Below are 12,293 nucleotides of genomic sequence, written 5' to 3' on the forward strand. Positions count from 1 at the left end.
GAGGTAGATAGTATGGAATCAAAACAAAAAATACTCATAGTTGATGATGATCCTAACATAACGGAGTTAATATCTCTATACCTTAACAAAGAAGGTTATTTAACTAAATTCGTTCATAACGGCAATAATGCAGTAAAAGCTTTTCAGACATTTGCGCCTAATTTAGTAATACTGGATTTAATGCTTCCAGGGATGGATGGTTATGATATATGTAAAGAAATAAGGAAAATAAGCAATATCCCTATAATCATGTTAACTGCAAAAGGAGAAACTTTTGATAAGATCTTAGGTCTAGAGTTAGGTGCAGACGATTATATGGTAAAGCCTTTTGATACAAAAGAACTAACAGCAAGAGTAAAAGCAGTTCTTCGAAGATATCAACCATGGGATGATAAAAATAAACAAGTGGTAGTACCTAACCTGACAATCAATTTATCTAACTATACAGTTATTTATTTTGATAAGAAAATTGAGATGCCGCCAAAAGAACTTGAACTTCTATATTTCCTTGCTTCCAATTCTAATCAAGTATTTACTAGAGAACAATTATTAGATAGAATCTGGGGTTATGAATATATCGGAGACACAAGAACTGTTGATGTTCATGTAAAAAGGATAAGGGAAAAAATAAAAGAAACAGAATATTGGGGTATCAAGACTGTTTGGGGTATAGGATATAAATTTGAGGTGAAGTGATGTTTAAATCATTTGTTAATAAATTCTTCTTCATATATGCAATATTGACACTAATTATATTTATGTTATTAACAACATTATTAACTAACATTATTGAATCTTTTTTTATCAACGACCAAAAAAAGAATATGATCAATGTTGGAGATGCTATAAGCGAAGGATATTTGGCTGCATACTATGATCAAACCAAAATGGCAGCTCTCAATTTTGAATATCAAATTGTAGTCATGAGTAATAATATTGGTTCAAGGATATGGATATTATCTAATGATGGTACAGTTCAGATAGATTCAGAAAAAGGTGTTAATTCATTTGAAAAGCTGGTTGTAGATAATCCTAGTATTGATAAGGCTAAAAAAGGTGAAATTGTTACGTTAAAAGGAGATTTCTATGGTTTGTCCTCTACTCCTCTTATAACTGTAATTGTTCCCATAAAGATGAATAATGAAGTTAAAGGAATAATAGTAATGCATTCACCCTACCCTGCTGTGAAGAAAACAGCTAATTATTTCTTTAATCTTACAATTATATGCTTACTATTTTCATTAGTATTTTCCATCATGTTAATGTATTTATTCTCAAGAAGGATTACTAAAACATTCCAACAGATGAATAAAACCGCAAGGTCCATAGCTAATGGAAATTTTGAGAGTAGAATCGTAATAAATACCAATGATGATATAGGAGAACTTGCTACTAACCTGAATTTTATGGCTGCTGAATTAGGAAAATTGGAAGAAATGCGCAGAAGTTTCATAGCTAACATCTCTCATGATTTCCGTTCACCGTTAACGTCTATAAAAGGTTTTGTACAAGCTATATTAGATGGTACCATACCTCATGAAAATCAAGACAGATATCTTAACATAGTCTTAGATGAGACTAATAGACTGAGTAACTTGACTAATGAGATTCTATTACTTACAAAGCTTGAAAACAATGGAGTACAGCTTAATTATACAGAGTTTGATATACATCTTGTAATTAGAGAAGTATTAATCAAATTCGAAGGTAAGATAAGAGAAAAAAAAATGCACATTACTTTATTGATTGATGAAAAACAGATCATAGTATCTGCTGATAAAGATAAAATCGAAAGAGTCATCTATAACCTGATTGATAATGCAGTAAAATTCTGCAATAAAGGTGATAGAATAACCATTGAAACAACAAAGTTCAAGGATAAAGTAAATATATCTATAAAAGATAACGGTCCAGGTATCAAAGAAGATGAAATCAAATATATATTCAATAGATTCCATAAAGCTGACCGGTCACGTGGTGAAGATAAAAAAGGTACCGGTCTTGGATTATCTATTGTAAAAGAAATAATTACAGCTCATAGAGAGACTATAAATGTTAATAGTAAAGTAAATGTAGGAACTGAATTTGTCTTTACTTTGACTATAACCAAAAACAAATAATAATTAAAAACCACCCATTTAACATAGATTAACCTTAAAAGGTATATTTATAATGGGTGGTTTATATATTCCTAATAATTTTTTATACTACGAAAAATCTCTTTATTTTATTGATACCAAAATTATGTATCAACTTTTATAAAGTATTAATATAATGATAGTAAGTATAACAAAAAGGTATGGAAAGATGGCTTATTCAGCTAGAGAATTACTTGCCAGAATAATCAAATGTGAAGCTGGTGGAGAAGGCGAAACAGGAATGAAAGCAGTTGCCACGGTAGTAATGAATAGAGTTCATGCAGCTGAAGGAGAATATCAAAGAGTTAATCAAGGAGATTTACGAAAAGTTATATTCCAACCAGGTCAATTTGATTGTGTAAGATCAGTATTAGGTGGTGTAGCAAATCCTCAAACCATCTGGGCCAGTCCTCCTGATCAAATCCATTATGATATAGCAGATTGGGCTTTAGCAGGTAATAAACTGTATAATATTGGTAGTACCCTATGGTATATGAACCCTTTCGTTCCAGATTGTCCTCCATATTTTCCTTATAATCAAACTGGAATATATAATTCAAGAATTAGAAAACATTGCTTCTTTGACCCCACAGATTTATATAAAGACACTTAATCCATTAAGTAATAAAGATATAGTAATAACAAATGATTAATAGCTTATGTCAGTATCATCTAAAATAATTAACTAATAAAAGGAGTTATTTATGAATAGAAATAATGAGCAGTATATGCCAACAACCTATGGTTCACCCCTAAGACAAAAAAGAGGATATTCATATCCTAAACAAATGCCATCAGAACAAACAACTATAAGTACTAATAATTTTACAGCTGCAAAAAATAATAACAATAACAACAACAATAATAACAATGTTGCAAAAACATTACCCCCAGTTATAACTAATCCTGCATATCTTCAAGGATATCTAAGGACACAAATAGGTAAATTCATGAAAGTAAATTTCCTACTGGGTACAGGTACATTTATTGATAAAGATGGAATTCTAAAAGAAGTAGGAGTAGATCATATAGTTTTAAGAGATATCAAAACAGGAGAAGATGTAATCGGTGATTTATATTCTATAAAATTTGTTGAAATACCAGACTAATATTTATATAAATATTCCATTACCCCATAGAATTTTATATTGCTACACTTATTAAACTCCAATCTGGTAATACAGATAGGAGCTTTTTTATGCATATTTAGCCTTAAAATCCTCTAAACATCCCTGGTGTTGTTCCAGTGTATTTCTTGAACTGTCTTATAAAATGAAACACATTTTTATAACCAGACATCTCAGCAACTTCATAAATGGTTAGAGAACTATTTTCTAAAAGATATTTCCCTCTATTAATACGAGCAGTTATTAAATCTTCATTAGGTGAAACACCAAAAAAGGTTTTATACAATACCGAAAACCTTGACCTGCTAAGACTTAATATCTTAGCCATTTTTTCCACATTCCACTCTTGACTGCAATTACTATAAAGGTGTAGACGGAAAAGATTGAATTCTTCTCTAATTTCAATCATACCATTAGATAAATCTCTTGTTTTACTGCGTTCTTCACGAGATAGTTTAACAAAAAGATTGGTTAGCAGAGCTGAAACATTTTCCTCCCATAGAAACGGCTTATTAATAAAATCAAGCTCTATTTCATTTATGATTGGTGTAATATAATTAGTTCTTGATGGATAAAATACTCTATTATATTCAAACCCAAATTCATCAAATCTTGAACTATTTTTCGGCTCAAAATGAATCCAATTATGTACTAAATCACATTCAATAGATTCAAAATAATGTTTTGTACCTGGAGTGAATAGAATACAAGCACCAGGTTTAATTTTTATAATTTCCTTTTGTTGATATATATTAACAGGTGTCTTGAAATGTAAAAATAAATAATCGTCAGTTCCTTGTGGACGGTCTACTATAAAACCTTTTTTCTCTTTACCATCATATTTTAATCTTTCAATCCTATATTTCATATTATCACCCTTTTCATTCTACACAAAAACAAAACAATAAGTCAATACAAAACACCAAATTATCATTGAATACTTTATTATTCTATATATAATATAAAACAAAATAACAATTAAGGTGGTAGATAAATATGAATCCTTTACGTCAAGAATATCCTCGTCCACAAATGGTAAGGAAACAATGGCAGAATCTCAATGGTACTTGGGATTTTGAATATGATTTCTCTAAATCAGGTAAAGAAAGAAATCTTCAAAAGGAACCTAATTTCGCTCACGAAATTCAAGTACCCTTTTGCCCTGAAAGTGAATTATCAGGAATAAATAATAAAGATTTCCTGAATGCTGTATGGTATCGTAGAACATTTACTATTCCATCTGATTGGAAGAATGGTTGTCTTATCATTAATTTTGAAGCAGTTGATTATTATTGTGAAGTATGGGTCAATGGTGAATACATTGGGTCTCACAAAGGTGGTTATACCCCCTTCTCCTTTGATATTACATCTTTTGTATCAGATAGGGAGAATACATTAACTGTTTATGTTGAAGATGATACTCGTTCAGGTACTCAGCCAAGTGGAAAACAATCTTCTGAATATAACTCCACCGGTTGTTTCTATACTCGTGTCACAGGAATATGGCAAACAGTATGGTTAGAATATGTTCCAAAAAATTATATTAAGGCATTTAAAATAGTACCTGATGTTGATAATTGCAAAGTACATCTTGACATTTCATTGTCTGGTAAATGCTCATGCAAAAAACTTAATATAACAGCAAAATATGATAATAAAATTGTTGGAGGTGCTTCAATAAAAATTACAGGCTCAAGTGCTAAATTATCCATAGATTTATCAGAGTTACACTTATGGCAACCTTTGGATGCAAAGCTATACGATCTAGAATTGCAGCTAGAAGGGGATAATCAACTGGATACAGTTAATAGCTATTTTGGTATGAGAAAAGTAGAACTTGGAGATAAAGCCATTTTGATTAATGGGAAAAAAATATTCCAGCGTCTAGTACTTGATCAAGGGTTTTATCCTGATGGAATCTATACAGCACCTTCAGATGAAGCACTAAAAAAAGATATTGAGCTATCAATAGCTTTTGGGTTCAATGGAGCTAGACTCCATGAAAAAGTTTTTGAGAGACGCTTCTTATACTGGGCAGATAAAATGGGGTATCTTGTATGGGGAGAATACGGCAACTGGGGTATTGACCATACAAAAGCCTCTTCCCTGCATACCTATCTTCCAGAATGGCTTGAAGCGGTAGAAAGAGATTATAATAGCCCTGCATTAATAGGATGGTGTCCATTCAATGAAACCTGGGATTTACATGGTCACCAGCAATATGATGACATATTAAGAAATATCTATCATGTCACTAAGAAAGTTGATTCAACACGACCTGTCATTGATACAAGTGGTAATTTCCATGTTGTTACAGATATATATGATTCACATAATTATAAACAAGATGTGGAGTTATTCGCAAAAGATTTTGAACCTATGGCAAATGGCGGGGAAGTATATGAGGAATTTCCTAATCGTCAAAGATATGAGGGTCAGCCTTATTTCATAAGTGAATATGGCGGTATCTGGTGGAGTACTAATGATGAAAGCGGATGGGGTTATGGTGAACGTCCTGAAAGTATAGATGAATTTGTAAACAGGTATGTTGGTTTGACAGAAGTACTTATCAAGAATCCTTCTATATGTGCCCTATGTTATACACAGCTGTATGATGTAGAGCAAGAAAAAAATGGACTATACTTCTATGATAGAACAAATAAATTTGATGATGAAGTAAGGGCTAAGTTAAGAGCAGTCATGGAACAAAAAGCAGCTATTGACGATTAGTAGAACCTTTTCTAGTTCCAGTAGGAGTGTTTCCAGTATACTTCATGTACATCCTATTAAAATAACTTTGATTAGAGAATCCACTGATCTCTAATATCTCACTGACAGGGATATCTGTTTCCTTTAACATCATTTCCGCTTGATGTATCCTATGCATATTAAGCAGTTGAGTGAATGGTTTTCCTGTCAGTTTCTTTATGAGCCTGCAAAAATAATGTTTATTTATATTAAGAACCTTGGATATTTCATCTAAAGATATATCTCTTTGATAATTACTTTGTACGTATTCCCACATATCATCCATTATTTTCTTATGTAGTACAGAAAATCCATTTCCATCACTAGAATCCAGGGATTCACAATATCTTACCATTGAAGCGAAGATTCTTTCTATCTCCGTCTTAATAAAAACCTCATATGCTCTTTCCTTAGCACTATATTCTTTGATAATCAGATTCAAAGACTGGGTCAATCTTTTATACAGATCACTATTTGATGATATCATGGCTGGAAATCTTTTTTCTCCTACTAAAAAGGGTTTAATATAATTCATATAATAATCATTCATGTTAATAGTATCAAGCATCTGTTTATCAAATAATATTGCATGGAACTTACTCTCTAATCCATCTGCTGATTGGGCAGAATGGACCTGAAACATATTAGAGAAAAAAATATTTTCACCTTCAGAATAATATGTCTCATTACCTATTCTTATATTTATCTTACCTTCCTTTATATATATAATTTCAAAATTATCATGATAATGAGGACGAAGGCTGTTGGAATGATTAACACCACAATTATATAATGATAGAGGGAAGTTAGATTCTCTAACATATTCTGTTTGTAAATAACCTTTTTCTTCCATAATCTTACTCATTATCCTTCCTCCAAATAAAACCCTAATTACTCAACAACATTATATATTAAAATGTCAATATTGTATTACTATTAGTCAATAATATGGCTAGTTGGCTTCTTTTCAATGTAATATAATATTATCATAGTATTAATACTAACTCAAATGAATATTACTTAACATCTCAAATATAGGAGTGATAAAAAATGGAACAAATTAAAATAGGTACATTAATAAGCGCTGATGAAGCCATGTCAATAATACCGGATATAACAGACTATGGTTTTGAAACATTTTCTATAACATTTTGGAAAACTATTGGTAAAACTGATATAAAAGAATTAGCTAAGAGATTAACAGATTATCTAGCTCCAAAGGGAATAACAATCTCAAGCTTATCCATATTCACCAATCCCCTTTCTGATAGTACAGAATTCTCAGATGCAGTAAAATCTTGGGAGACACTTATTGATAATGCTTCCCTTTTTGGTACAAATCTAGTTACTGGATTTACTGGAAGAGTCATTGATAAAAGTATTGATGATTCAATCAATAAATTTCAACAAGTGTTTGGGGAACTCTCTAAAAGAGCGGCATCAAAAGGAGTAAAAATCGCTTTTGAGAATTGTACTATGGCTGGAACTTGGGAAAAAGGTAATTGGAATATAGCTCATAATCCAGCCGCATGGGAATTAATGTTCAATGCTCTACCAGAAGATAATCTTGGCTTGCAATGGGAACCATGTCATCAAATGGTACAACTCATAGACCCTATACCTCAGTTAAAGAAATGGGCAGGTAAGATATTTAATGTTCATGGAAAAGATGCAACTATAGATTGGGACATCATTAAAAAATATGGTATTGGTGGATACAAACAGTTTGCATGGCATAGAACTCCAGGTTTTGGTGACAGCAACTGGACAGATATAATTTCTATCTTAAGAATGAATAACTATACTGGAAGTATTGATATTGAAGGATATCATGACCCAGTATATAATGGTAAACTTGAATTAACTGGTCAGGTTCATGCATTAAACTACTTGAAACAATGCCGTGGTGGTAATTTTATAGAAAACCCAGTTGGTTGGAAAGATAGATAACAGGAGGTTAATAAAATGAATAATAAGCTAAGAGCCCTTCAAATTGGTTGTGGTGGAATAAGTAACAATTGGCTTACCACATTAAAAGCAAGAGAAGATATTGAAATAGTGGGTTTAGTTGATCTAGATGAGAATAACGCACTAAACAAAAGAAATGATTTTAACCTAACCTGTAATACTTATACTGATTTTGAAAAAGCTATAGCTAATACAACACCTGATGTTGTAATTGATAATACCATACCCGAGATTCATCATAGAATAGTTACTACCTCACTAAAAGCAGATTGCCATGTTTTTGGTGAAAAACCCTTGGCAGATACTATGGAAAATGCAATAGATATGGTTAAAACAGTTGACAAATTAAACAAATCCTATTCTGTTATGCAAAACAGAAGATTTTTAAAAGATATCCGCAGCTTTCAATCTATTATAGAAAAACAAATGATAGGCGAATTAGGGTTTTTAGGAGCTTCCTTTTATATAGAAGCACATTTCGGAGGTTTTAGGGACATCATGGATAGCCCTCTCATATTAGACATGGCAATACATACTTTTGATCAGGCTAGATTCATCTCAGGCTGTGACCCAATTTCTGTATACTGCCATGAATTCAATCCTTCCGGCTCTTGGTATAAAGGTAATGCCAGTGCAGTTTGTATATTTGAAATGACTGATAATGTTGTTTTCTCTTATAATGGTTCATGGTGTGCCAAGGGTAATCTTACAAGCTGGGAATGTGATTGGCGTGCTATGGGAAGTGATGGTGCCGCTAGGTGGGATGGTAAAAGTGCCCCATGGTATGAAAAACCATCTGATACTCAAAATATGTTTCCATCTGAATATGAAAGAAATATTATTGACAATAATTATGATTCTGAAGAAGGTCATGCTGGATGTATTAATGATATGATTGATTCACTGAAAAAAGGCATCCCATCCCAAACAGATTGCAAAGATAATATTAAAAGTCTTGCAATGGTCATGGCTGCCATAAGAAGTTCTAAGGAACAAAGAAAAGTGTATATTAATGAAATAATAGATATATAGAAATAAAGATATGGTTATGTTTGTCTAGCAATACAATTATAGCCATATCTTATTTTATTCAAACAATATATTCAAAGTTATCAATTACAATCCTTTCTAGATGAACATATGTCTTTAGTACATAATATACAAAAACCTGGAATTACCTCAGAGCTTTTGTATAATATTTATACATCTACACTAAATAGTTATTTATGATGCAATATTATTACTAACTTGCATCATATCATTTAATTAAGTAAGTAAAAATAATATAAAAATTTTTATAAAGTTACATATCACCCTATTAAACTAGTGAATTTTGTGATATAATTTTTTTTATAGAAATAAAAACTATGCAATTTTTATATATTACACAATCATATTCCATTGCATATTTATACATTAAGGAGTGATATTATGAAATTAAAGAACACTGAACACATTTTTGAAACAGTAAAAAAAAGAAATCAAAACGAGACAGAATTTTTGCAAGCAGTAGAAGAAGTTCTTGCCTCTATCGATCCAGTGTTGGATAAATACCCTGAGTACGAAAGCGTAGTCAACAGTATTATCGAACCTGAAAGATTTATCATTTTTAGAGTACCATGGATTGATGATAAAGGTAATACTCAAATCAATCGTGGATTCAGAGTACAATTTAATAGTGCAATCGGACCTTACAAAGGTGGTCTTAGATTCCACCCAAGTGTAAATGCTAGTATTATTAAATTCCTAGGTTTTGAACAAATATTCAAAAATTCATTAACTGGACTGCCAATTGGTGGTGGTAAAGGCGGAAGTGACTTTGACCCAAAAGGAAAATCAGATAATGAAATCCTTAGATTTTGTCAAAGTTTTATGACTGAGCTTTCTAAATACATAGGAGCATATACTGACGTACCAGCTGGAGATATTGGAGTTGGAGCACGTGAGATTGGTTATCTATATGGACAATACAAAAGAATCAAGGGTCTTAATGAAGGTGTTTTAACTGGAAAAGGCTTACCATATGGTGGTAGTTTAACAAGAAAAGAAGCTACAGGTTATGGATTAATCTACTTAATGGAAGAAATCCTTAAGCATAATAATGATTCAATGAAAAATAAAACAGTTGTTATTTCTGGATCAGGTAACGTAGCTATCTATGCTACTGAAAAAGCTATGGAATTAGGAGCAAAAGTTGTAGCTCTTAGTGATTCTAATGGATACATCCATGATCCTAACGGAATTGATTTAGATGCTGTAAAACAAATCAAAGAAGTTGAAAGAAAACGTATCAAAGAATATGTTAAAGACCATCCAGAAGCAAAATACTTTGAAGGTTGCAAAGGTATCTGGACTATTAAATGTGATGTTGCATTACCTTGTGCAACTCAAAATGAAATAGACGATGAATCTGCTAAATTCTTAGTAGCAAATGGTTGCAAAGCAATCGGAGAAGGTGCTAATATGCCATCAACTCCAGAAGCAATTGATGTATATCTTGAAAACAACATCATGTTCGCTCCTGCAAAAGCAGCTAATGCTGGTGGTGTAGCTGTTTCAGCACTTGAGATGTCTCAAAACAGTATGCGCTTATCATGGACATTCGAAGAAGTAGATGAAAAATTAAAAGACATCATGAAAAATATCTTTGTTCGAATTAGTACTGCTGCAAAAGAGTATGGTGATGAAGGAAATTACGTAGTTGGATCTAACATAGCAGGTTTCTTAAAAGTAGCTCAAGCAATGTATGCTCAAGGAACTGTTTAGAAACCTTTTAAATAAGATAAAAAAAATCTCCAACCTGTTAAATCAGGAAGGAGATTTTTTTTACCATTTATAATTCCTTAATTGTCCTTCTAATTGCATATGAGCAAAATTTTGTTGTCTTAGAGATTCATACAATACTATAGCAACTGCATTTGATAAATTCAAGGATCTAACGTTAGGCTCCATTGGTATTCTAATACTTGTATCTGGATACTTTACTAGAATATCTTCTGGTATTCCCGCACTTTCTTTACCGAACATGATGAAACTATCTTTTTCGTATTTAACTTCTGCATATGTTTTTTTTGCTTTGGTGGTTGCCATGTAAATAGTTGCGTCAGGATTCTTACTAATAAAGTCATCAAAATCTTCATATAAATATAACTCTAAATCATCCCAATAATCAAGTCCTGCTCTTTTTACTGATTTTTCATCAATAAAAAAACCTAAAGGTTTAATTAAGTGTAAAGCTGTACCTGAAGCAACACAAGTCCTTCCAATATTACCAGTGTTATATGGTATTTCTGGTTCGTGTAATAATATGTTCATTTCAATTCACCTTATTTTCTATTCTTCCACTATTGATATATTTATTTCAAAAACACTATCATCAGAAAACTTTAATGGTACACATATATTCTTAGAATGGTTAACCATAATATTCATATCTTTACCTAAACATATTGATGGTGGAGTAATATCAACGGTCAATCCTTTTTGTGATAATGCTGTAGCTGCATTACCTAGTATCATATTTGACAATTCACTAATAGCACTTTTTGCCATATTGTTCAATTCTTCAACTGGCATACCCATCATCATTTTAGAAGCTATATTACATGCAGTGTTAATATTAAGACTTAGTATGACTTGTCCTTTTATATTACCTGTAACACCTATGATTACAGCCAATAAGTCTCCTTCATATTCTGCATCTTTTAAGTAAGGCTTTTGTAATTTAGTTTCTAATTGACATACATCTTTTAAAATCTTTTGGGCTGCTCCAATAAAGGGGTTAATGTATTCTACATTTATTACTGACATATGCTATTCATCCTTTCAATTCTAGTCCATATCTCCGTTAGAAATATCAAAAATACTAAATCTGAATAAATATTCCAATAAAAAATATTTTACCATATTACCCTTATTTATTCAACCTTATATACTATTAGTAGTAAATTGTATATTGGTATTTTATACCATTTATTATTCCCAAATAGACTATATTCTACTATATAATTTTATTTAGAGCATTTTTTTATAAAAAAATAATATGATTTCTTAAGTTAACCAGTGTCCATATTGTTATACTTAATTCAACTTAAATAATTAGGGAGGATTAACTATGAATTCAAGAGAATTAGTATACAAAACACTTAATTTCCATAATCCAGATAGGGCACCTAGGCAAAAATGGGTATTACCTTGGGCAAATAACCATTACCCTGAAGAATTGGCTAAGTTACATGAGGATTATCCTGATGATTTTGATGGAGCGCCAGGTTATTATGCCGAAAAAGATATATCTGAAGGTGACCCTACA

13 protein-coding genes are annotated in these 12,293 nt (G+C 31.4%); 9 read left to right on the plus strand and 4 right to left on the minus strand.

The annotated features are described in order from the left end of the window. Nucleotides 1–12 precede the first annotated feature (12 nt). The 4 genes from AACQ14_RS06200 (at nt 13) to AACQ14_RS06215 (ending at nt 3,247) form a co-directional block, all read left to right on the plus strand. Nucleotides 13–696 carry a response regulator transcription factor gene (locus AACQ14_RS06200; protein ID WP_113673304.1) on the plus strand — a complete coding sequence of 228 codons (684 nt, stop codon included), beginning with the start codon at nt 13–15 and terminating at the stop codon, nt 694–696. Beyond that, nucleotides 696–2,120, plus strand: coding sequence for a HAMP domain-containing sensor histidine kinase (locus tag AACQ14_RS06205; RefSeq protein ID WP_339362712.1), 1,425 nt, complete (start codon nt 696–698; stop codon nt 2,118–2,120). The genes AACQ14_RS06200 and AACQ14_RS06205 overlap by 1 nt, the downstream gene beginning before the upstream one ends. A 154-nt stretch (nt 2,121–2,274) precedes the next feature. Further along, nucleotides 2,275–2,751 carry a cell wall hydrolase gene (locus tag AACQ14_RS06210; protein ID WP_339362713.1) on the plus strand — a complete coding sequence of 159 codons (477 nt, stop codon included), beginning with the start codon at nt 2,275–2,277 and terminating at the stop codon, nt 2,749–2,751. Between the two features lie 91 nt (nt 2,752–2,842). After that, entirely contained in the window at nt 2,843–3,247 is a 405-nt protein-coding gene (locus AACQ14_RS06215) for a hypothetical protein (protein WP_339362714.1), read from the plus strand. A gap of 103 nt (nt 3,248–3,350) precedes the next feature. On the opposite strand, the gene AACQ14_RS06220 is transcribed toward AACQ14_RS06215, so the two are convergent. Beyond that, nucleotides 3,351–4,133 (minus strand): helix-turn-helix domain-containing protein, encoded by a 783-nt coding sequence (locus AACQ14_RS06220; protein WP_339362715.1) that lies wholly within the window; start codon nt 4,131–4,133, stop codon nt 3,351–3,353. A 128-nt stretch (nt 4,134–4,261) separates the two neighbouring features. On the opposite strand from AACQ14_RS06220, the gene AACQ14_RS06225 reads away from it, so the two are divergent. Next, entirely contained in the window at nt 4,262–5,995 is a 1,734-nt protein-coding gene (locus AACQ14_RS06225) for a glycoside hydrolase family 2 protein (protein WP_339362716.1), read from the plus strand. On the opposite strand, the gene AACQ14_RS06230 is transcribed toward AACQ14_RS06225, so the two are convergent. Then, complete coding sequence (locus AACQ14_RS06230) at nt 5,982–6,878, minus strand: AraC family transcriptional regulator (protein ID WP_339362717.1); 897 nt, start codon at nt 6,876–6,878, stop codon at nt 5,982–5,984. The genes AACQ14_RS06225 and AACQ14_RS06230 overlap by 14 nt on opposite strands. Nucleotides 6,879–7,063: 185 nt before the next feature. Here AACQ14_RS06230 and AACQ14_RS06235 point away from each other — a divergent pair, with 185 nt between their 5' ends. The 3 genes from AACQ14_RS06235 to gdhA all read left to right on the plus strand — a co-directional run bounded on the left by AACQ14_RS06235 (nt 7,064) and on the right by gdhA (nt 10,747). Beyond that, nucleotides 7,064–7,963 carry a sugar phosphate isomerase/epimerase family protein gene (locus tag AACQ14_RS06235; protein WP_339362718.1) on the plus strand — a complete coding sequence of 300 codons (900 nt, stop codon included), beginning with the start codon at nt 7,064–7,066 and terminating at the stop codon, nt 7,961–7,963. 15 nt (nt 7,964–7,978) lie between these two features. Next, on the plus strand, nt 7,979–9,013 hold the full coding sequence (locus tag AACQ14_RS06240) for a Gfo/Idh/MocA family protein (protein ID WP_339362719.1): 1,035 nt from the start codon (nt 7,979–7,981) through the stop codon (nt 9,011–9,013). Nucleotides 9,014–9,412: 399 nt separating this feature from the next. Then, nucleotides 9,413–10,747: an NADP-specific glutamate dehydrogenase gene (gdhA, locus tag AACQ14_RS06245; protein ID WP_339362720.1), complete on the plus strand. Its 1,335-nt coding sequence runs from the start codon at nt 9,413–9,415 to the stop codon at nt 10,745–10,747. Between the two features lie 60 nt (nt 10,748–10,807). On the opposite strand, the gene AACQ14_RS06250 is transcribed toward gdhA, so the two are convergent. Together AACQ14_RS06250 and AACQ14_RS06255 are read right to left on the minus strand one after the other, a co-directional pair. After that, nucleotides 10,808–11,296, minus strand: coding sequence for a tRNA (cytidine(34)-2'-O)-methyltransferase (locus tag AACQ14_RS06250; protein ID WP_339362721.1), 489 nt, complete (start codon nt 11,294–11,296; stop codon nt 10,808–10,810). Nucleotides 11,297–11,314: 18 nt separating this feature from the next. Then, the gene (locus tag AACQ14_RS06255; RefSeq protein WP_339362722.1) at nt 11,315–11,791 is read right to left on the minus strand and encodes a chemotaxis protein CheX; all 477 of its coding nucleotides are present in this window, start codon (nt 11,789–11,791) and stop codon (nt 11,315–11,317) included. A gap of 304 nt (nt 11,792–12,095) precedes the next feature. Between AACQ14_RS06255 and AACQ14_RS06260 the strand changes: the two genes are divergently transcribed. Then, nucleotides 12,096–12,293, plus strand: a 198-nt coding sequence (locus AACQ14_RS06260) for a hypothetical protein (protein WP_339362723.1), incomplete at its 3' end; no start/stop codon positions are given.

The organism is Vallitalea maricola, from assembly GCF_036985595.1.
Taxonomy (GTDB): Bacteria; Bacillota; Clostridia; order Lachnospirales; family Vallitaleaceae; genus Vallitalea; species Vallitalea maricola.

Excerpts from the sequence above, each read along its gene's own strand:
- AACQ14_RS06200 (WP_113673304.1), top strand. The coding sequence starts at position 13 with ATGGAATCAAAACAAAAAATACTCATAGTTGATGATGATCCTAACATA.
- AACQ14_RS06235 (WP_339362718.1), top strand. The coding sequence starts at position 7,064 with ATGGAACAAATTAAAATAGGTACATTAATAAGCGCTGATGAAGCCATG.
- AACQ14_RS06255 (WP_339362722.1), bottom strand. The coding sequence starts at position 11,791 with ATGTCAGTAATAAATGTAGAATACATTAACCCCTTTATTGGAGCAGCC.
- AACQ14_RS06225 (WP_339362716.1), top strand. The coding sequence starts at position 4,262 with ATGAATCCTTTACGTCAAGAATATCCTCGTCCACAAATGGTAAGGAAA.
- AACQ14_RS06240 (WP_339362719.1), top strand. The coding sequence starts at position 7,979 with ATGAATAATAAGCTAAGAGCCCTTCAAATTGGTTGTGGTGGAATAAGT.
- AACQ14_RS06205 (WP_339362712.1), top strand. The coding sequence starts at position 696 with ATGTTTAAATCATTTGTTAATAAATTCTTCTTCATATATGCAATATTG.
- gdhA (WP_339362720.1), top strand. The coding sequence starts at position 9,413 with ATGAAATTAAAGAACACTGAACACATTTTTGAAACAGTAAAAAAAAGA.
- AACQ14_RS06220 (WP_339362715.1), bottom strand. The coding sequence starts at position 4,133 with ATGAAATATAGGATTGAAAGATTAAAATATGATGGTAAAGAGAAAAAA.
- AACQ14_RS06250 (WP_339362721.1), bottom strand. The coding sequence starts at position 11,296 with ATGAACATATTATTACACGAACCAGAAATACCATATAACACTGGTAAT.
- AACQ14_RS06215 (WP_339362714.1), top strand. The coding sequence starts at position 2,843 with ATGAATAGAAATAATGAGCAGTATATGCCAACAACCTATGGTTCACCC.
- AACQ14_RS06230 (WP_339362717.1), bottom strand. The coding sequence starts at position 6,878 with ATGAGTAAGATTATGGAAGAAAAAGGTTATTTACAAACAGAATATGTT.
- AACQ14_RS06210 (WP_339362713.1), top strand. The coding sequence starts at position 2,275 with ATGATAGTAAGTATAACAAAAAGGTATGGAAAGATGGCTTATTCAGCT.